Raw genomic sequence first — 16,938 nt, 5'->3', positions numbered from 1 at the left:
GGGAATCGCGAACCTCTTTACTCCTAGACCAGGTTGAGCAAGTCGTCGTAAAGAGTGGCGCGTTCCTGCTCCGTGAGCGTCGCGTACGGGCGGGCGGCGCGGCGGTTCGTACCGGACTCGACGCGGTCGCGCAGCGGGCCGGGGCGGAGGGCGACGATCTCGGCCGCCGTGAGCCCTTCGGCCTGCCAGGACGCGGCGTGACAGTCGGCGCGGTGGTAGCGGAGCGCGGCCAGGCGGTTGAACAGGAGCACGCCGGAGGGGTTCCGTCCGGTTCGTACGGCGGGGCCATGACGGCGAGGGCGCCGCCCGGGTCGCGTCTCGCCTCGTCGAGCACCCGGCCCACCAGGGTGGCGGGGCCGGTCACGTCCGGCCAGATGCGGGTCACGGCGGCCGCGTGCGCGGCGTAGAGGTCGTGGACGGCCGCCAGGCCCTGGTCGGTGAGGCGCAGTACGCCGTCCTGCTCGGTCAGGGCGCCCTCGTGGAGGTGGGCCCGGAGGTCCCGCTCGCGTTCGTCGGCGTCGCCGTACCGGTAGACGGTGGCGAGGTCGTCCCGGGTGACGGGGCGGAGCGGGAGGACGTAGCGGAGGTCGTTCAGGAGCCCGTCGGGGGGACGGCGGGCGGAGGCGTGCACGTTGACGTGGACCGCGTCGATGACGGGCGCGATGGCCGCGGCGAAGGACGGTAGGTCAGGAAATTTCGGCATTGGGGGTCATTTAAGCAGCGCTCCCCCGGCGGTGGCCGGTGCCGTGCAGAACGCCCGCCATCGTGCCGATGCGCTCCAGGTGGGCGGCAAGGGCGTCGGCGGCCTCGGCGCGGCGCTCGTCGGGCTCATGCCGGGGCAATCCCTCGGCGAACGGGCGGCAGGCGGGCGTGCCATGATGGCGACATCGTGTCTTCAAGCCTGCCGTTCCGCCTGATCCGCACCGCGGTGTTCGCCGGGGTGTGCCTCGGGCTGGGCGTGGTGGCGCACATGTTCGGCGGCGGGCGCGTGACCGGGTCCGCCCTGGTGGCGGGGTTCGCGGCGGCGTTCTGCCTGGCGCTGCCCGTCGCGGGGCGCGAGCGCGGCGCGTACGTGATCATGCCCTTGCTGGGCACGGCGCAGGCCGTGCTGCACGTGCTGTTCTCGCTGGCGCACGCCGGGTCGGCGGCCGAGGCGGTGGCGCACGTCGTGCACGCCTCCTCCTCCGGGCTGGTGCCCGGGCTCGGCATGCTGGTCGCCCACGGGTGGGCGACCGCGCTGACCGCGCTCTGGCTGGCGCGCGGCGAGGCGGCCCTGTGGGGGCTGCTGCGACGGCTGGTCACGCGGCTGCTCGCCGTGCTGCTGCCGGTGCTCGACACTCCTTTCTCCGCCCCTCGTACGGTCGAGCCGCCGGTGCTGCGTTCGGCCGTGCTGCGGCACGTCGTCAGCCTGCGCGGGCCGCCCCGGGTCGTCGGAACCCACTGATTCTCCTTCCGACGATCCACACCCTGTGCATGCCGTACGCGCGCGTCACGGGGTGAAGAAAGGCATGTCCGATGTACGTTCGTCCTGCGCTCCTGCTGGCTGCCGTCGTGGCGTTGAGCGGGTGCGGCGCCGCCACCGAAAGCACCACGACCACCGCGACCACCGCGGCCCAAGGGCCCACCGCCGCCGCCGTCCCCGCGGCCCAGGGGCTGACCATCACCGATCCCTGGGTGAAGACGGTCAAGAAGGGCATGACCGCCGCCTTCGGGACCCTCGTCAACAACACCGGCGCCGACCTGACCGTCACCGCCGGGGCCTCGCCGCTCTCGCCCACGATCGAGCTCCACGAGGTGGTCGACTCGGGAGGGAAGATGGTGATGCGCCCGAAGGAGGGCGGGTTCGTCGTCCCGGCCGGTGGCAAGCACGAGCTGCGGCCCGGCGGCGACCACATCATGCTCATGGGCGTCACCGAAGAGGTGAAGCCGGGCGCGCGGATCCCGTTCACCCTCACCGTGAAGGGCGGGGCGCCGCTGGAGTTCACCGCCATCGGCAAGGACTTCGCCGGTGGCAAGGAGGACTACCAGCCCGGCATGGAGCACTGATGTCCGGGATCAGCCGGCGCGGGCTGTTCGTGGCCGGGGCCGCCACCGCCGCCGCCACCGCTGTGGGCGGCAGCGCCCGGGCGTCGGCGGGCTCCGGGGTGGAGGCGTTCCACGGGACGCACCAGGCCGGGGTGGCGACGGCTCCCCAGGCGCACGCCGTGTTCGTGGCCTTCGACCTGCTGCCCGGCACCGACAGGGAGGCGCTGACCCGGCTGCTGCCGCTGCTGACCGACGACGCCCGCCGCCTCACCCAGGGGCAGCCCGCATTGGCCGACACCGAGCCCGAGCTGGCCGCCGGTCCGGCGCGGCTGACCGTGACGTTCGGGTTCGGGCCGGGGCTGTTCAAGGCGGCGAAGGTGAAGTCGCCCCTGCGGCCGCTGCCCGCGTTCGAGACGGACAAGCTGGACAAGCGGTGGAACGGCGGCGACCTGCTGGTGCAGATCTGCGCCGACGACAACCTGACGGTCGCCCACGCCCTGCGGATGATCGTCAAGGACGCGCGGTCCTTCGCCCGGGTCCGGTGGACGCAACGCGGTTTCCGCAGCTCCGCCGGAGCGCCGGGCATCACGCAACGCAACCTGATGGGCCAGCTCGACGGCACCGTGAACCCGGCGGACCTGGACAAGGCCGTATGGATCACCGACGGCCCGGAATGGCTGCGCGGCGGCACCACGCTCGTCTTCCGGCGCATCCGCATGAACCTGGAGACCTGGGACGCCGCCGACCGGGTGGCCAGGGAGTTCACCATCGGCCGCCGTCTCGACACCGGCGCCCCGCTGACCGGCCGGGCCGAGCACGACGAGCCCGACTTCGACCGGCTCAACGGGTTCGGCTTCCCGGTCATCTCCGAGTACGCGCACATCAGGCGGGCCCGTACCGCCGATCCCGGCCTCCGCATCCTGCGCAGGCCGTACAACTACGACGAAGGGATCAGCGCGGACGGGACCTCGGATTCCGGGCTGCTGTTCGCCTCCTACCAGGCGGATGTGGAGCGGCAGTTCGTCCCCGTCCAGCAGCGGCTGGCGGAGGGGGACCTGCTCAACGAATGGGTGACGACGATCGGCTCGGCCGTGTTCGCCGTCCCGCCCGGCTGCACGGCCGACGGCTGGATCGGGGACAGGCTGCTGTCATGACCCGAGCGTGGCCCGTGCCGCCTGGTGCGGGCCACGGCATAGTGGTGCCCGTGAACCGGGTGATCATGACGGTGCTCCTGGCGCTCCCGCTCGCGGTGTCCGGGTGCGGCGGTGGCGAGCGCGAGGTGACGGCGGAGGACGTGCTGCGCTACCGCGCCCGGATCGAGCACTCCTCCCTGGACGTCTCCCTGATCACGTCCTGGGCCGACTACCCGGCCGTGGAGACGCCCGAAGCGCTGGCCGCCCAGGAGGGGACGGTGGTCGGCGGGGTCGTCGACGACTGGCAGCAGGGGCCGGCGGCTGCGACCTACCCGGGCGGGCCGCTGGACTACCTGATGCTCATGCGGGTGCGGGTCACCGATCCGGTGAAGGGCGCCACGGCCGGCTCGTACGTGTTCGCCGGGTTCGACCAGGGCGCGGTGGTCAGGGATGCCGCCAGGGCCGCAGCGGACTGGCTGCCCGCGAAGGGCGTCGCCGACTACCGGCGCGCGATTCCCCCAGGGACCAAGGTGGTGCTGTTCTGCGATCCGCGTCCCTCGCTCGGGAACATCGTGAAGCCGGGCGATCCGCTGCCGGAGGGGGCGAGGATCATGTCCACGCCGCCGCAGGGGGTGGTCCTGGAGGATGCCGAGCTGGGGGTCCTGGTGGGCGGGATGGACCGGCTCGACCACGGCGGACCGGCCTGGCTGGAGTCCGCCACGGTGACCGAACTGGTCGAACGGCTCAGGTCCCGGTGAACTCCGGCTACGGGAATCGGTTCACGATCCGGCGTGGGCACGTCGGACGACGGACCCTCGGCCAGGCTTGGTGATGATCAGGTCGCGTTCGCGGAGGATGGCGAACGCCTTGCGGATGGTGTCACGGCCAACGCCGAAATAGCTCTGGAGCTGCACTTCCGACAGGACGGTACGCGGCGGGTAGGTGCCGTTACGGATGCCTGCTGTGACCCATTCGGCTATCTGCTCGTACCGGTAAAGCTCAGGGTTCCAGTCCTCTTCCGTCCAGGGCGCGTCAGGCAACATCACAGGCAGACCTTAGACCGACATTGACTTACAGACATATACACAACAGTACAGGTCATGTAGGGGATAGGACTAGACAGGTAGGTATAGGCCTGGTTAAAGTTCGTGCCACCCAAGGAACGAAAGGCGGAGGAGATGAAGTGATGGATCTGTACGGCAAGCCCCTCGGAGAGGTGCCGTTCACCAAGATGTGCGGCGGCAACCAGCAAGAGGAGGAGATGGACACCTGCGTCCTGATCGCTCCGATTCCCGGCGCTGACGACGCCTACGCCCTGCGCGACTCGAAGAACCCGGATGCCGGAACACTCCGGTTCACCGGTGACGAGCTTCGCGCGGCCGGCCTGACCATGCTCTAGGCATCTCCGGAATAGGCGGTCCCTGCCTGATCGAAGCAAGCAGGGGCCGCCACCGACACATTACCGGGAGCGCTGTTGAGCATGCATTGGCACGCCTATCAGTGGATCGGCGCCGGAGCCGACCGCGGCAACGAGTCCGAGCGACGGCCCAGTTCGCCTGACTTCTCCACGTCAATGCTGCCGCCGATGCGGACCGGTGACTGGCTCGCCAAACCCGTCGCACAGATCCGAGCGACGTTCGACAACGTCGACGCGGCGATGTCCTGGCTTGGCTCGGAGTATGGCCAGGTGCGTAACACTCTGCTGCGGCCCGAGGGTCTCCCGCTGGAGGATCGACTGGCGATTGCTCGCGACCTGCTGCCTCGCGGCGTTGACGTGCAATGGGGTGAGTGGCTGCACGGCGGCCGGTTCGTCACGATCGGCCTGATCTGCTGCCCTAACCGCCACGTCACCCATCCATGCCCATCCCGCCTCCACGCCCGGTGATCGGCCCCCTGGAGCTCGGGCGCCGCCAGGCGCCCGTCCTGGCAGGCAGCCCGAGCGGAGCGAGGACCGCCAGGGGTCGGGCCCCGGCCCGACTGGGAACGAGCGCCTGAGCCCCCAGGCGCGACAGCGCCGACGGCGAAGCCCGCTCGCCAGGGCGGGCGGCACCGGCCCACCCCTCAGACGGTCAACGGGTGGGGTGGGGGAGGCAGCCCGAGCGAAGCGAGGACCACCAGGGGTCGGGCCCCGGCCCGACTGGGAACGAGCGCCTGAGCCCCCAGGCGCGACAGCGCCGACCGCGAAGCCCGCTCGCAAGGGCGGCCCACAACGGGTGACGTCAAGGGGCCGCCAGTGCCTCCGTAGGCGACAGGCGTGACGCCCTGATGGCCGGGTAGAGCCCCGCCACCGCCCCGATCACCAGCGTCGCCGCCAACCCACCCACCGTGGCCTCGGCCGGAATGACGCTGGGCCATCCCTCATACATGGCGTATCCCACGGTCACCACAGCCCCGATGCACACGCCCCCCACCCCGCCCATCGCCGACAGCAGCAGCGATTCGGCGAGGAACTGGGTCCGGATCTGCCCCCGGGTAGCCCCGAGCGACCTGCGCAGCCCGATCTCCGAGCGCCGTTCCAGCACCGAGATGACCATGGTGTTGGCCACCCCCACCCCGCCGACGATGAGCGCCACCGCGCCCACACCCAGGAGCAGCCCGGTGAACGCCTGCTCCGTAGCCTGTTTGGCCGCCAGCGCGTCGGAGGGCCGGGAGATGTCGATCTCGTTGGACGCCTCGGGGTTGGCGGTGCCGGCGAGGACCGACCGTACGGCCTCCATCCGGTCTTCGTCGACGCGGGTGTAGAGGGTGGTGGGGTGGCCGTCGTAGTCGAGGAGGCGTTCGGCGGCGGGCCAGCCGACGAGGGCGCCGGTGTCGAGGTCGGCGGCGAGGGCGACGGGGTGGAGGATGCCGACGACGGTGAAGCGTTCGCCGCCGATGACGACCTGGGCGTCGGGGCCGGCGGCGGTGATGCCGAGCCGTTGGGCGGCGGTGGCGCCGAGGACGACGGCGGGGTAGGTGTGGGTGGCGGCGTTGAGCCAGGTGCCGCTGCGCAGGGTGGCGCCGAGGACCTGGGGCAGGTCGAGGCGGGCGGCGTAGGCGGTGAGGCCGCCGGTCTGGGCGGCGGGGATCTGTTCGGACCGGTAGACCTTGGCTTCGGGGATCTCGCCCAGGGCGGAGACGGCCTGGACGGGGCCGATGCGTTCGATCATGGCTTCGGCGTCGACGGGCATCTTGGCCTGTTCGCCCATGAGGGTCTGCCCGGAGGAGACGGTGAGCAGGTTGGTGCCGAGGGCGGAGAGCTGGCGGTCGAGTTCGGCGCCGGACGAGGAGGAGATGCCCACGACGCCGATCATGGCGGCGATGCCGATGGCGATGCCGAGTGCCGACAGGAAGGCGCGCAGGGGGCGGGTGCGCAGGCCGACGGCGCCGACGCGCATCACGTCGCGGGGGCGCATCCTGGCCACGGTGAGGGGGGCGGTCATCTGGTGGCTCCGGTGAGCGCGGCGGAGTCGGCGACGATGCGGCCGTCGCGCATACGTACCTGCCGGGGCAGGCCGCCGGCGATCTCCCGGTCGTGGGTGATGATCACGATGGTGGTGCCGGCGGCGTGCAGGTCGTGCAGCAGTTCCATGACGCCGGCGCCGGAGACGGAGTCGAGGGCGCCGGTGGGTTCGTCGGCGAGCAGGAGCGGCGGGTCGCCGGCGACGGCGCGGGCGATGGCGACGCGCTGGCGTTCGCCGCCGGACAGCTCGTGGGGCTCGTGGTCGATGCGGTGGCCGAGGCCGACGCGGTCGAGAGCGGCGCGGGCGCGGCGGCGGCGTTCGGCGAGCGGCAGGCCGCTGTAGAGGAGGCCGTCGGCGACGTTGTCCAGCGCGGCGACCCTGGCGGCCAGGTGGAAGTGCTGGAAGACGAAGCCGATACGGGTGCCGCGCAGCGCGGAGAGCTGGTTGTCCGACAGCGTGGACACGTCGTGGCCGTCGATGCGCACGGTCCCGCTGGTGGGCCGGTCGAGGGTGCCGATGGTGTTGAGCATCGTGGACTTGCCGGACCCGGACGGGCCGACGATGGCGACGAGTTCGCCGTGCCGGATCTCCAGGGAGACGGACGCCAGCGCGGTGACGCCGCCGGGGTAGGTCTTGCTCACGTCGGTCAGGGAGATCATGAGGCGGCCGTCCCCACGGTCATGCCTTCGGCCAGGCCCTCGCCTTCGATCTCGACGCGCCCGCCGGAGAACAGGCCGGTCTCGACGGCGACGTACCGGGTGGTGGCGCCCTCGACGATCTCGACGCCGAAGCCGCCTTCGCGCAGGGCGACGAGTGAGGCGATGGGCACGGTGAGGACGTTCTCGCGCTTGTCGGCGGTGAAGGTGACGTCCACGGCGGCGTTGTCGAGGCCGGCGGCCTTCTTCCTGTCCTTGGCGTCGAGCGTGACGAGCGCTTCGATCTTGGTTTCCGGGTCCTGGTTGCCCTCCCCCGGCACGATGACGGTGGCGACCTCGGCGACCCTGCCGCGCGCGGTGCGGCCGTCGGGCAGCGTGACGGACACCTTGGCCTTCTCCTTGGCCAGCCGCTGGTCCTCGGCGTCGAGCCGGACGGTGACGACCTTGGTGGTGCCGGTGTAGGACAGCACCTTCTGGCCCGGGGAGGCGGGCTGGCCGACCTGGGCGTCCAGCGTGTCGACGCGGATCTTGCCGTCGGCGAACACGACCCGGCCTAGCTCGACCACGCCGGTCTGTTCGAGGCCGCGGTCCTCCTGCCATTCCATGACGGCGGCGGCGGTGGCGTAGGTGTACTCGTCGTCGACGGTGAAGCCGTCGTAGCCGAGCTTGCTGAGGTTGCGTTCCAGGTTCTCGACGTCGCGGCCCTCGACGCCGTCGCGGAGGTCCCGGTACGCGGGCGTGGACCCGTACATGAGGACGACCGGATCGTTGTCGACGCGGTAGAGCGATCGGCCGCGGGTGATGGTGTCGCCGCTGTCCGGCAGCCAGGTGATGGTGCCGGGCTTGCGGTTGACGGCGGTGGTGGCGGGGCCGTAGCCGAGTTCGCCGTCGGCCTCCAGCGTGTCCTCCAGGGTCTCCTTGGCGATCTGGGTGGTGGCCGGGGGGAGCGCGGCGGCGGCGCTCGCGGGTTCGCCGGTGCGGTCGAGCATGCGGACGGTCACGGCCGCCGCCGCGCCGGCGAGGGCGACGGCGACGAGCAGTCCGGTGATCTTTTTCCCCCGGCCGCGGCGGCGGGGCCGGTCGGCGTCCGTCGTCGAGCCCGTCTGGTCGTCGAGGGCGGCCGGACCCATCAAGAACCTCCCATGGTGTCGTCCATCTGGCAGGTCTTCTGGGCGGCTTCGAAGTCGGGGTCGTCGGCGACGTTCTTGGTCATCCTGAGCATGCCGCCGTCGGGGTCGGGGAACTCCTCGACGCCGTTGTCGCGCATGCACTGGGCGAGCTTGCGGAGCTTCTCGGCGCCCTGCGGGTTGCCGTTGCCGCCCATGCCGCCCTTGGGCCGCAGGTCCTCGCAGGCCTTCTGGGCCTTGTCCATGGCCTCCTTGCTGCCGGGGCCCATCGTCATCTTGACGCCCTGGCCGGGTTGGGGGTCCTCGATGTCGATGCCGTTCTCGCGCATGCACTGCGCCCATTTCACGCCCTGGGCGCCGGGGTCGAGGCTGGGCTGGGCGCTGGTGGTGGACTGCCCGCCGCTGACGGAGGCGACGCCGTCGCCGGCGCCGGCGTCGGCGCCGCAGGCCGTGAGTGACAGTGCGAGCACGGCGATCACGCCAAGGGTTCGCATCCGGTGTTCTCCTCGTTCCGCGCGGCCGGTCGGGTGCCGGCCGTCGAGACGCAAGAGAACAGGCCGGGCTGTTTCTCCGCTGTTTCCGTCGGCGCTAACGGGGAGTAAACATCACATCCGTCACGATCGTCCCAGGTCAACGGAAGGGCATGGGCATGCGCGTGCTGGTGGTGGAGGACGAGCGGATTCTCGCCGACGCGATCGCCGAGTGGCTGCGGGACGAGACGCACGCGGTCGACACCGCGCACGACGGCGAGGCGGCTCTGGAGCGGATCGCGGTCAACGACTACGACGTGGTCATCCTGGACCGGGACCTGCCGCTCGTGCACGGCGACGACGTGTGCCGGGAACTGGTGGCGTCGGAGTCGACGGCGCGGGTGCTGATGCTGACCGCCGCCGGGGAGATCGGCGACCGGGTGACGGGGCTGTCGCTGGGCGCCGACGACTACCTGGCCAAGCCGTTCGCGTTCGTGGAGCTGGCCGCGCGGGTGCACGCGCTGGGGCGGCGGGCGCGCCCGGCCGCGCCGCCGGTGCTTCGGCGGGCCGGGATCACGCTCGATCCGGCCCGCCGCGAGGTCTATCGCAACGACCGGTACGTGCCGCTGTCGAACAAGGAGTTCGCGGTGCTGGCCGAGCTGCTGCGGGCCGACGGGGCCGTGGTGTCCACCGAACAGCTGCTGGAGAAGGCGTGGGACGAGCACGCCGACCCGTTCACGGGCGTGGTGCGGCTGACGATCCTCAAGCTGCGCCGCAAGCTCGGCGACCCGCCGATCGTGGAGACCGTGCTGGGCGCCGGATACCGCATCTCATGAGGCCGATCTCGCTGCGGGTCCGGCTCACCGTCGTCTACGGCGCGGTGTTCCTGGTGGCCGGGCTGGTGCTGCTCGGTGTCACGTACCTGCTGTTCAACCAGGAGGTGACCCGGATCTTCGAGAACAAGTACGGCGACCGGGACGACAGCGGGAACAGGAAGTTCCTCAGCATCATGGTGGACGGGGTGCCGCTCGGCCCGGAGGCGTCGCTCGCGCTCATCCGGCAGCAGGAGGAGGAGCTGCGCGGCGCGGCGCTCACGTCGCTGATCGTGCAGGGGCTGATCGCGCTGGCCGTGGTGGGGGTGCTGGCGTTCGGGCTGGGCTGGCTGGTGGCCGGCCGGGTGCTGGCGCCGCTGCACCGGGTGACCGCGACCGCCCGGCAGATCGCCGCCGCCCCGATCGCCGACCGGGGCCTGGCCGCGCGGATCGCCCTGGACGGGCCCCGGGACGAGGTCAAGGAGCTGGCCGACACCTTCGACACGATGGTGGAGCGGCTGGCCCACTCCTTCGACGGGCAGCGCCGGTTCGTCGCCAACGCCTCGCACGAGCTGCGCACCCCGCTCACGCTGAACCGGGCGCTGGTGGAGCTGGCCATGCACCGGCGTACGGCCTCCGCGGACGTCAAGCAGCTCGGCGAGAGCCTGCTGGAGATCAACGCCAGGCACGAGCGGCTCATCTCGGGCCTGCTGCTGCTGGCCCGCGCCGAGCACGAGATCGCCGACCGCTCGCCGGTCGACCTGGCCGACGTGGTGTCGCACGTGGTGGGGCAGACGGCGCCGGAGGCCGCGCAGGAGAAGGTGACGGTGCACGAGGAGGCGTTCCCCGCGCCCACCAGCGGTGACGCGCTGCTCCTCGAACGCCTGGTGACGAACCTGGTGGAGAACGGCATCCGGCACAACACACACGACGGCACCGGCTGGGTCAGGGTGTCGAGCCGGAGCGCGTCGGGCGGGCAGGTCACGGTGACCGTGGTCAACACCGGGCCGGTCGTGCCGCCGTACGACATCCCGGAGCTGTTCAAGCCGTTCCGCAAGCTGGGCGGGGACCGGCTGGTGACGGGGCGGAGCGCGGGGCTGGGCCTGTCGATCGTCCGGTCGGTGGCGCGCGCGCACGGCGGCGACGTGACGGCGCGCCCGCGCGAGGGCGGCGGGCTGATCATCACGGCGACGCTGCCCAGAGCGGCGACCTGGGTGGCGTGACGCGGGCCGGACGCGGCCCCTAGCCGCGGCCGGCCGGCTGCGCCCCGACGTGGTGCTGCTCGACATCCAAATGCCCGGCAGGGACGGCCTGACCATGGTCGCCGGGCTGACGGAGCTCGGCTGCCGGGTGATCATGCTGACGACGTTCGGCAGGCCGGGCTACCTGAGCAGGGCGATGGCGTCGGGCGCGGCCGGGTTCGTGGTCAAGGACGTCTCCCCCGAGGCGCTCGTCGAGACGATCAGGAAGGTGCACGCCGGGCTGCGCGTGGTGGACCCGGTGCTGGCCGCCGAGTCGCTGGCCGGCGGTCCCTGCCCGCTGACCTGGCGGGAGCGGGAGATCCTGCTGGCCGCCGCCGACGGCGGGACCGTCGCCGACCTGGCCCGCCGGTTCAGCCTGTCGGAGGGCACGGTGCGCAACCATCTGTCGGCCGCGATCGGCAAGACGGGGGCGCGCACCCGGGCCGAGGCGGTCCGGATCGCCGACGAGCGCGGCTGGCTGTGAGCCTCAGGGCACCTGACCGGCCTCGTCCACCAGGGCCGTGGCCAGCACCGGCATCGCGAAATCCGTGCCGTCGCGCACGACCTTCCAGCCCAGGTAGTCGTAGTCGACGGGGTCCAGGATCGTGTAGCCCTTCCCCGCCTCCCCCAGGTCGAGCACGACGCCGAGGCCCTTGCGGCCGAAGCCGGCGTCGACGTTCTCCTCGATCCGGACGTTCGGGATCCTGCCCAGGGCCCGGAACATGGCCCCGGCCTTCTCCCGCGGGATGATCGGCCCGAACTTCAGGTACCACTGGATCGTGCCGAAGGCGTTCACGTCGTCCTCGGTGCCGGGCGGGCAGTTCGGCTGGCAGATGGAGCCGGCCCGGGGGGAGAGCGTGCGGATGTGCGCCAGCAGCCGGTCGGGGTCATTGGGCAGGCCCTCCAGCTCGGCCTGTGTCTTGCCGGGGTTCGCCGGGCCCTTCTCGGCCTTGCTGATCTTGATCTTGCCGCCGGGCTTGCGGATGGCCGCCAGCTTGCCGTCCATCCGGGTCCAGGACTCGTACACGGGCAGCTCGGGGATCGGCTGGCCCTCCTTCATGTAGATCCACTGGTCAGGCCGGATGTCCGGCATGTCGGACTTCTCGGCGACGAGTGCGGCGTCCTCCAGCACGGCGGCGGCGGTGAGCGGCGGCGGCTTCGCCGCGGGCTCGTCGTCACGCAGCACCGCGAACCCCGCCGCCGCCAGCCCGAACGCCCCCACCAGGGCCACCCCCAGCCGCCAGCGGGGAAGCCGGCGCGCGCCGCCGCCGGCCGCGGCCGTCATGGCCGACCGCAGCCGGGCCTCCTCGGCGCGTACGTCCAGGTCGCGCGGAACCTCGTCCCGCAGCCGGGTGAGCAGCTCCATCTCATCCACGTCCGTACTCCTCGCTCGTAGCGGTGGGATCGACCTCGCCCAGTGCCCGGCGCAGCTTCTTCCTGGCCCGGAAGACCCGCGAGCGCACCGTCCCCACGGCCACGCCGAGCGACCTGGCCGCGTCCTCGTAGCTGAACTCGCCCCACGCCACCAGCAGCAGCGCGTCCCGGTGCCCGGCGGGCAGGCCCGCGAGCGCGGCGGCCAGCCGGCCGCGCACCTCGGCGGCGGCCACCCGGCCCTCGACGCGATCGGTGAACGGCTCCACGACCGGGTCCGCCCCCGTACGACTCAGGGCCCGGTAGAGGGAGATCTCGCTGCGGCGGTGCCTGCCGATGAGGTTGGTGGCGATCCCGTACAGCCAGGGCCGCGCGTCGGCACGGGTCAGGTCGTACGTGCCGCGCTGCCGGAAGGCGGCGGTGAACGTCTCCGCCACGACGTCCTCGGCCGCCTCGACGCCCAGCCGGCGGACCACGTACCGCTTGAGCGCGGGCGCGTGCCGGGTGAACAGGGCGGCGAACGCCTCGGGATCGTGCCGGGAGCGCGCGATCACCTCGGCGTCACCGGCCGTCCCGGGCTCGGCGAGCGGCGAGCGCTGTTGTCGCATCTCAAGGACCTTTCGGGGTGGGCACTGACATGAGTGATTGCCACCCCGTGCGGTCACGGTTCCCGCTTTTTTCACGAAAAAGTACGGACGGCCTCCAGGCAGCGCTCCACCACCGGACGCGGATCGAAGGCGTAGGACCCGTCGCCGAACAGCTCGAACGTCATCGCCCCGCCGTACCCCCGGCGGCCCAGCGCCTCCAGGTAGTCGCCCAGCGGCAGCTCCCCGTCACCCCAGGCCAGGTGCCCGGCGGGGCTTCCGTCGATCAGGTGCACATGACGGACCCGGTCGCCGAGCGCGTCGAAGTAGTCGTCCACGTTCTCCCCCGCCGTCGCCATGCCGACGGTGTCGAGCACCGCCCCCAGGTTCGGCGCGCCGATCTCGTCCAGCATCCTGGCCAGCGTGCGGGAGTCGTTGACCAGGTTGGACTCCACCCGCTGGAGCGGTTCGAGCACGCACGTGACGCCCAGCGCGCCCGCGTAGGCGGCGATCTCGCCGACGGCGTCGACCGAGCGCCGCCAGGCGGCCTCGACCGGCTCGTCCTCGAACCCGCGCCCCGGCGTGAGCAGCAGCAGCTCGGCCCCGAGCTCCACGCACAGCTCGGCGGCGCGGCGGAACATCGCGACACTCTCGGCCCGCAGCCAGGTCACCGGCGAGGCCACGTTGACCGGGTACATCACCTGCTCGGGAGTCAGGCAGCGCACCCGCAGCCCGCGCGATCCGGCCTGCCGCCGGATCGCCCGCGCCTCGGCGTCGCTCGCCCGGGGCACGTGCAGGTGCGGCGCGATCCCCCACAGCTCCAGCTCGGTCCGGCCGAGGTCGGCCGCGTCGTCGAGGAACCGCTCGAACGGCAGGTGCTGGTAGGAGAAGTTCGATCCGGTGATGTTCACGCTATTTCCCAATCCCGTCCGCCAGTCCTTTGACGATGTAACGCTGGCCGAAAAGGAACAAGAGCACCACCGGCACCGCCGCGATGACCATCCCGGCGAACACGACGGGGAACTCCGTCCCGTGCTTGCTCATCAGGCTGGTCAGCCCGACGGGCAGCGTCTGCACGCCGCTGCCGCTGGTGAACACCATCGCGAACAGGTACTCGTTCCAGGTGAACAGGATCTGCAGCAGCACGACCGAGGTGATGATCGGCTTGCACATCGGCAGGATGATCCGCCAGAACGCGGTCCACCTCCCGGCCCCGTCCATCTCCGCCGCCTCGTCCACCTCGCGCGGCAGGTCGATCATGTACGCGCGGATGAGGAACGTCGTGAACGGGATCCGGAACGCCGTGTAGAGGATCAGCAGCGCCCAGAAGCTGTTGTAGAGCCCCATCGACTGGAACATCTTGACCAGCGGCACCAGCGCCACGGTCGGGGCCAGCATCAGCCCGCCCAGGATCAGCCCGGTGAACACCTTGTTGAGCGGGATGTCCACCCGCGTCAGCCCGTAGGCGGCCCACGCGCTGACGAACACGGTGGCGACCGTCGAGGTCACGGTCACCAGCACGCTCGTGGTGAGGTAGCCGCTCACCCCCCGGTTCCACGCCTTGGCGTAGTTGGCGAAGCTCCAGTCCACCGGCAGCGCGAACGGGTCGCCGAACAGCTCGGCGTTGGTCTTGAACCCGTTGAGCACCATCCACAGCAGGGGATAGACCACGACCACCACGAGCGCGAGCAGGAACGCCCACATGAAGACGCGCGCGAGCGCGCCCGCGAAGCTCAGCCGGCTCACCACTCCACCCTTCTCCTGCTGGTCACCCAGAGCTGCGCCAGCGCCACCGCGAGCGTGATCACGAACAGCACGGTCGCGATCGCCGCCGCGTAGCCGAAGTCGTTGCGCACGAACCCGCTGCGGTACAGCCACGTCCCCAGCACCTGGGTGGAGTTGTCCGGCCCGCCGCCGGTCATCACCATGACCTCGTTGAACACCTGGAACGCGCCCGAGATCGTGACCATGGTCATCAGCCCGGTCATCTCCCGCACCAGCGGCAGCGTCACGCTGAAGAAGCGGCGCACCGGCCCGGTCCCGTCGATGGCGGCGGCCCCGTAGATCTCCGACGGGATGCGCTGGATCGCCACCGCGAACAGCAGCGTCGAGTAGCCGAACCCCTGCCACTGGCTCATCGCGATGACGGCGAGCATGGCGGTGTCCTCCTGGCCGAGCCACGCCTGGGCCAGGTGGCCGAGCCCGGCGGCCTCCAGCGCGTGGTTGAGCACGCCGAGGTTGGGCTCGTACAGGAAGTAGAACAGCAGGCCCGCGACCGTCAGGGAGATCGCCGACGGGATGAAGTAGACCACCCGCAGGCCGCGCCGCCACCGCTCGGAGCGGACGCTCTCGATGAGCGCGGCCAGCACGAGCGCGCCGAACACCTGGACGGCGACGGAGATCGCCGCGTAGAGCAGGTTGTTGCCGAAGGAGGACCAGAAGACCGGGTCGCCGACGAGCTTGCGGTAGTTGTCCAGGCCGACGTATTCGCGGCTGCCGCTGTAGATGTCCCATTCCAGCGTGCTGAAGCCGAAGTTCTGCACCAGCGGCAGGTAGACGAACACGCCGACGAGGACGAGCGCGGGGACGACCCAGGTCAGGCGGATGATGGCGCGCACCGGCTCGCCTACCTGGCGGACGCCGAGGCCTGGCGCACGCTGTCGAGCACCTGCTCGGGCGTCTTGCCGCCGCTGATGAGCGCCTCGCCGCCGGACAGCCACGCGTCGGCGACCTCGGGCACGGTGACGGTGTCGAGCCAGATGGCCAGGCCGGACGCCTTGTTGACCAGGTCGATGCCCTCGTACACGGCCTTGCTGGAGGTCTCGGGGGTGACGGCTCCGACGACCGTGCTCGGCTGTCCGTACGGGGGCGCGGACAGGGTCTTGGCGTTGTCCGGGTTCGTCACGAACTTCATGAAGTCGACGGCCAGCGCGGCGCGCGGCGAGGCGGCGTTGATCAGGTAGCCCTCGGGCGCGCCCTCGATCACCTTCGGGTCGCCGGCCGCGCCCTGGGGGACCGGCAGCGGGAAGATGCCGAAGTCGTCCGGCTTGACGACCTTGCCGGAGGTGGCGTTGTCGAACTCCAGGATCTCCTGGTAGTACATGGCCGCCTTGCCGTTGGAGAACGCCTCCTGCGCCGAGCTGTAGAGCACGCCGTTGGTGCCCTCGCGGGTGTCGGTGCACTGGTCGACCAGCGTCTTGAACTGCTTGAGCGAGGCCACGTAGCCGGGGTGGTCGAGCTTGGCCGTCGCCGGGGCGAAGTCGGCGCGCAGCGTGTCGGGCGGCACGTTGTAGGCGAAGAGCTGCTGGAGGTAGTGCAGCGCGGGCCAGCCGTCCTTGTTGCCGAACGTGATCGGCTCGTAGCCGGCCTTCCGCAGCGTGGCGCAGCTCCCGATCAGTTCCTCGAACGTCTTCGGCACCTCGATGCCGGCCTTGGCGAAGGCGTCCTTGTTGTAGCCCATGAACTTGCCGTTGTTGTAGAGCGGGATGCCGTAGAACTTGCCGTCGTAGGCGAAGGCCGACAGTGACGCCTGGCTGAACGTCCTGCCCCAGGGGGTGTCGGGGCCGATCACCTTGGTGAGGTCGGCGGCCCGGCCGCCGCGCACGTAGTTCTCCGCCCAGTTGCCGGTCCAGGTGAAGAAGACGTCCGGCAGCGCGTTCGAGGCGGTGAGGGTCTTGAGCTTGTCCTTGATGCTCTGGTCGGTCTCCTGGATGAGCTCGACCTTCACCTCGGGGTGCGCGCGCTGATACTCGGCGGCGAGCTTCTCGAAGTAGGGGCTGAGCGGCTCCCCGGCGAACTTGGTGAGGACGCTCAGGGTGCCGGAGAACTCGGGCGTGGCGGCGACGTCGGCTGCCGGGGGAGCCTGGGCCGGCTCTCCTGCGCAGCCTGCGAGGGTGAGCACCGAGGTCCCGACGAGTGCCGCGAGCGTCGTCAGAGCGCGAGAGCGCATGGGCTTCCTTTCTCTCGGAGCTGGTGCCGAGCGACATTACAGCGATTCTGATACCGGTACCAGACCTGATTTCAAGATCTTCTGTTTGCCGACGTGTTGACGGGTTCCGCCGAGATATGCCACCGTG

23 protein-coding genes and 1 pseudogene are annotated in these 16,938 nt (G+C 71.2%); 11 read left to right on the top strand and 13 right to left on the bottom strand.

Going from position 1 to position 16,938, the window contains the following annotated elements:
* Window positions 1-23 precede the first annotated feature (23 nt).
* Entirely contained in the window at window positions 24-251 is a 228-nt protein-coding gene (locus ACWDXC_RS27525) for a hypothetical protein (protein WP_449986486.1), read from the bottom strand.
* A gap of 143 nt (window positions 252-394) precedes the next feature.
* Between ACWDXC_RS27525 and ACWDXC_RS27520 the strand changes: the two genes are divergently transcribed.
* The gene (locus ACWDXC_RS27520) at window positions 395-685 is read left to right on the top strand and encodes a hypothetical protein (protein WP_449986485.1); all 291 of its coding nucleotides are present in this window, start codon (window positions 395-397) and stop codon (window positions 683-685) included.
* Window positions 686-713: 28 nt separating this feature from the next.
* On the opposite strand, the gene ACWDXC_RS27515 is transcribed toward ACWDXC_RS27520, so the two are convergent.
* Window positions 714-842, bottom strand: coding sequence for a hypothetical protein (locus tag ACWDXC_RS27515; RefSeq protein WP_449986483.1), 129 nt, complete (start codon window positions 840-842; stop codon window positions 714-716).
* Between the two features lie 47 nt (window positions 843-889).
* Between ACWDXC_RS27515 and ACWDXC_RS27510 the strand changes: the two genes are divergently transcribed.
* The 4 genes from ACWDXC_RS27510 (at window position 890) to ACWDXC_RS27495 (ending at window position 3,916) form a co-directional block, all read left to right on the top strand.
* The gene (locus tag ACWDXC_RS27510; RefSeq protein ID WP_449986481.1) at window positions 890-1,444 is read left to right on the top strand and encodes an MFS transporter; all 555 of its coding nucleotides are present in this window, start codon (window positions 890-892) and stop codon (window positions 1,442-1,444) included.
* Window positions 1,445-1,515: 71 nt separating this feature from the next.
* Complete coding sequence (locus ACWDXC_RS27505) at window positions 1,516-2,046, top strand: copper chaperone PCu(A)C (protein ID WP_449986479.1); 531 nt, start codon at window positions 1,516-1,518, stop codon at window positions 2,044-2,046.
* Window positions 2,046-3,179, top strand: a complete 1,134-nt coding sequence (locus ACWDXC_RS27500; RefSeq protein WP_449986477.1) for a Dyp-type peroxidase — start codon at window positions 2,046-2,048, stop codon at window positions 3,177-3,179. The genes ACWDXC_RS27505 and ACWDXC_RS27500 overlap by 1 nt, the downstream gene beginning before the upstream one ends.
* Before the next feature lie 50 nt (window positions 3,180-3,229).
* Window positions 3,230-3,916: a hypothetical protein gene (locus ACWDXC_RS27495; RefSeq protein WP_449986476.1), complete on the top strand. Its 687-nt coding sequence runs from the start codon at window positions 3,230-3,232 to the stop codon at window positions 3,914-3,916.
* A 21-nt stretch (window positions 3,917-3,937) separates the two neighbouring features.
* On the opposite strand, the gene ACWDXC_RS27490 is transcribed toward ACWDXC_RS27495, so the two are convergent.
* The gene (locus tag ACWDXC_RS27490) at window positions 3,938-4,201 is read right to left on the bottom strand and encodes a winged helix-turn-helix domain-containing protein (protein ID WP_357583687.1); all 264 of its coding nucleotides are present in this window, start codon (window positions 4,199-4,201) and stop codon (window positions 3,938-3,940) included.
* A gap of 143 nt (window positions 4,202-4,344) precedes the next feature.
* Between ACWDXC_RS27490 and ACWDXC_RS27485 the strand changes: the two genes are divergently transcribed.
* Together ACWDXC_RS27485 and ACWDXC_RS27480 are read left to right on the top strand one after the other, a co-directional pair.
* Window positions 4,345-4,557 carry a DUF397 domain-containing protein gene (locus tag ACWDXC_RS27485; protein ID WP_449986474.1) on the top strand — a complete coding sequence of 71 codons (213 nt, stop codon included), beginning with the start codon at window positions 4,345-4,347 and terminating at the stop codon, window positions 4,555-4,557.
* A 75-nt stretch (window positions 4,558-4,632) separates the two neighbouring features.
* Window positions 4,633-5,043 carry a hypothetical protein gene (locus ACWDXC_RS27480; RefSeq protein WP_449986472.1) on the top strand — a complete coding sequence of 137 codons (411 nt, stop codon included), beginning with the start codon at window positions 4,633-4,635 and terminating at the stop codon, window positions 5,041-5,043.
* A 334-nt stretch (window positions 5,044-5,377) separates the two neighbouring features.
* On the opposite strand, the gene ACWDXC_RS27475 is transcribed toward ACWDXC_RS27480, so the two are convergent.
* The 4 genes from ACWDXC_RS27475 to ACWDXC_RS27460 are packed head-to-tail and all read right to left on the bottom strand — an operon-like array spanning window position 5,378 to window position 8,878.
* On the bottom strand, window positions 5,378-6,580 hold the full coding sequence (locus tag ACWDXC_RS27475; protein ID WP_449986470.1) for an ABC transporter permease: 1,203 nt from the start codon (window positions 6,578-6,580) through the stop codon (window positions 5,378-5,380).
* Window positions 6,577-7,260, bottom strand: a complete 684-nt coding sequence (locus ACWDXC_RS27470; RefSeq protein ID WP_219504307.1) for an ABC transporter ATP-binding protein — start codon at window positions 7,258-7,260, stop codon at window positions 6,577-6,579. Before ACWDXC_RS27470 ends, ACWDXC_RS27475 begins: the two co-directional genes overlap by 4 nt.
* Entirely contained in the window at window positions 7,257-8,387 is a 1,131-nt protein-coding gene (locus tag ACWDXC_RS27465) for a peptidoglycan-binding protein (protein ID WP_449986468.1), read from the bottom strand. Before ACWDXC_RS27465 ends, ACWDXC_RS27470 begins: the two co-directional genes overlap by 4 nt.
* Window positions 8,387-8,878: a hypothetical protein gene (locus ACWDXC_RS27460; protein WP_449986465.1), complete on the bottom strand. Its 492-nt coding sequence runs from the start codon at window positions 8,876-8,878 to the stop codon at window positions 8,387-8,389. Before ACWDXC_RS27460 ends, ACWDXC_RS27465 begins: the two co-directional genes overlap by 1 nt.
* Before the next feature lie 155 nt (window positions 8,879-9,033).
* Between ACWDXC_RS27460 and ACWDXC_RS27455 the strand changes: the two genes are divergently transcribed.
* The 4 genes and pseudogenes from ACWDXC_RS27455 (at window position 9,034) to ACWDXC_RS27440 (ending at window position 11,391) form a co-directional block, all read left to right on the top strand.
* A complete protein-coding gene (locus ACWDXC_RS27455; protein ID WP_357582891.1) occupies window positions 9,034-9,690 on the top strand; it encodes a response regulator transcription factor in 657 nt (218 codons plus the stop codon).
* Window positions 9,687-10,889 (top strand): sensor histidine kinase, encoded by a 1,203-nt coding sequence (locus ACWDXC_RS27450; protein ID WP_449986463.1) that lies wholly within the window; start codon window positions 9,687-9,689, stop codon window positions 10,887-10,889. Before ACWDXC_RS27455 ends, ACWDXC_RS27450 begins: the two co-directional genes overlap by 4 nt.
* Window positions 10,890-10,923: 34 nt before the next feature.
* Window positions 10,924-11,121, top strand: a pseudogene (locus ACWDXC_RS27445) (response regulator); the annotation flags it as partial.
* Window positions 11,122-11,136: 15 nt separating this feature from the next.
* Entirely contained in the window at window positions 11,137-11,391 is a 255-nt protein-coding gene (locus ACWDXC_RS27440) for a response regulator transcription factor (protein ID WP_449986609.1), read from the top strand.
* A gap of 3 nt (window positions 11,392-11,394) precedes the next feature.
* Here ACWDXC_RS27440 and ACWDXC_RS27435 read toward each other — a convergent pair whose 3' ends face one another.
* From ACWDXC_RS27435 to ACWDXC_RS27410, 6 genes are all read right to left on the bottom strand, one after another.
* Entirely contained in the window at window positions 11,395-12,273 is an 879-nt protein-coding gene (locus ACWDXC_RS27435) for a CU044_5270 family protein (protein WP_449986607.1), read from the bottom strand.
* 1 nt (window position 12,274) lies between these two features.
* Window positions 12,275-12,886, bottom strand: a complete 612-nt coding sequence (locus ACWDXC_RS27430; RefSeq protein ID WP_219504320.1) for an RNA polymerase sigma factor — start codon at window positions 12,884-12,886, stop codon at window positions 12,275-12,277.
* A gap of 71 nt (window positions 12,887-12,957) precedes the next feature.
* Entirely contained in the window at window positions 12,958-13,773 is an 816-nt protein-coding gene (locus ACWDXC_RS27425) for a sugar phosphate isomerase/epimerase family protein (RefSeq protein ID WP_449986461.1), read from the bottom strand.
* Window position 13,774: 1 nt separating this feature from the next.
* Window positions 13,775-14,608: a carbohydrate ABC transporter permease gene (locus ACWDXC_RS27420; RefSeq protein WP_308125720.1), complete on the bottom strand. Its 834-nt coding sequence runs from the start codon at window positions 14,606-14,608 to the stop codon at window positions 13,775-13,777.
* Window positions 14,605-15,480, bottom strand: coding sequence for a carbohydrate ABC transporter permease (locus ACWDXC_RS27415; RefSeq protein ID WP_357582883.1), 876 nt, complete (start codon window positions 15,478-15,480; stop codon window positions 14,605-14,607). Before ACWDXC_RS27415 ends, ACWDXC_RS27420 begins: the two co-directional genes overlap by 4 nt.
* Before the next feature lie 8 nt (window positions 15,481-15,488).
* Entirely contained in the window at window positions 15,489-16,811 is a 1,323-nt protein-coding gene (locus tag ACWDXC_RS27410; protein ID WP_219504324.1) for an ABC transporter substrate-binding protein, read from the bottom strand.
* Window positions 16,812-16,938 lie beyond the last annotated feature (127 nt).

The sequence above is a fragment of the Nonomuraea sp. NPDC003214 genome (genome assembly GCF_053590035.1).
The sequence above is the reverse complement of the archived record's forward strand: the minus strand, read 5'-3'. Positions and strand labels throughout refer to the sequence as shown.

Excerpts from the sequence above, each read along its gene's own strand:
- ACWDXC_RS27505 (WP_449986479.1), top strand. The coding sequence starts at position 1,516 with ATGTACGTTCGTCCTGCGCTCCTGCTGGCTGCCGTCGTGGCGTTGAGC.
- ACWDXC_RS27500 (WP_449986477.1), top strand. The coding sequence starts at position 2,046 with ATGTCCGGGATCAGCCGGCGCGGGCTGTTCGTGGCCGGGGCCGCCACC.
- ACWDXC_RS27490 (WP_357583687.1), bottom strand. The coding sequence starts at position 4,201 with ATGTTGCCTGACGCGCCCTGGACGGAAGAGGACTGGAACCCTGAGCTT.
- ACWDXC_RS27485 (WP_449986474.1), top strand. The coding sequence starts at position 4,345 with ATGGATCTGTACGGCAAGCCCCTCGGAGAGGTGCCGTTCACCAAGATG.
- ACWDXC_RS27475 (WP_449986470.1), bottom strand. The coding sequence starts at position 6,580 with ATGACCGCCCCCCTCACCGTGGCCAGGATGCGCCCCCGCGACGTGATG.
- ACWDXC_RS27470 (WP_219504307.1), bottom strand. The coding sequence starts at position 7,260 with ATGATCTCCCTGACCGACGTGAGCAAGACCTACCCCGGCGGCGTCACC.
- ACWDXC_RS27465 (WP_449986468.1), bottom strand. The coding sequence starts at position 8,387 with ATGGGTCCGGCCGCCCTCGACGACCAGACGGGCTCGACGACGGACGCC.
- ACWDXC_RS27460 (WP_449986465.1), bottom strand. The coding sequence starts at position 8,878 with ATGCGAACCCTTGGCGTGATCGCCGTGCTCGCACTGTCACTCACGGCC.
- ACWDXC_RS27455 (WP_357582891.1), top strand. The coding sequence starts at position 9,034 with ATGCGCGTGCTGGTGGTGGAGGACGAGCGGATTCTCGCCGACGCGATC.
- ACWDXC_RS27450 (WP_449986463.1), top strand. The coding sequence starts at position 9,687 with ATGAGGCCGATCTCGCTGCGGGTCCGGCTCACCGTCGTCTACGGCGCG.
- ACWDXC_RS27435 (WP_449986607.1), bottom strand. The coding sequence starts at position 12,273 with ATGGAGCTGCTCACCCGGCTGCGGGACGAGGTTCCGCGCGACCTGGAC.
- ACWDXC_RS27430 (WP_219504320.1), bottom strand. The coding sequence starts at position 12,886 with ATGCGACAACAGCGCTCGCCGCTCGCCGAGCCCGGGACGGCCGGTGAC.
- ACWDXC_RS27410 (WP_219504324.1), bottom strand. The coding sequence starts at position 16,811 with ATGCGCTCTCGCGCTCTGACGACGCTCGCGGCACTCGTCGGGACCTCG.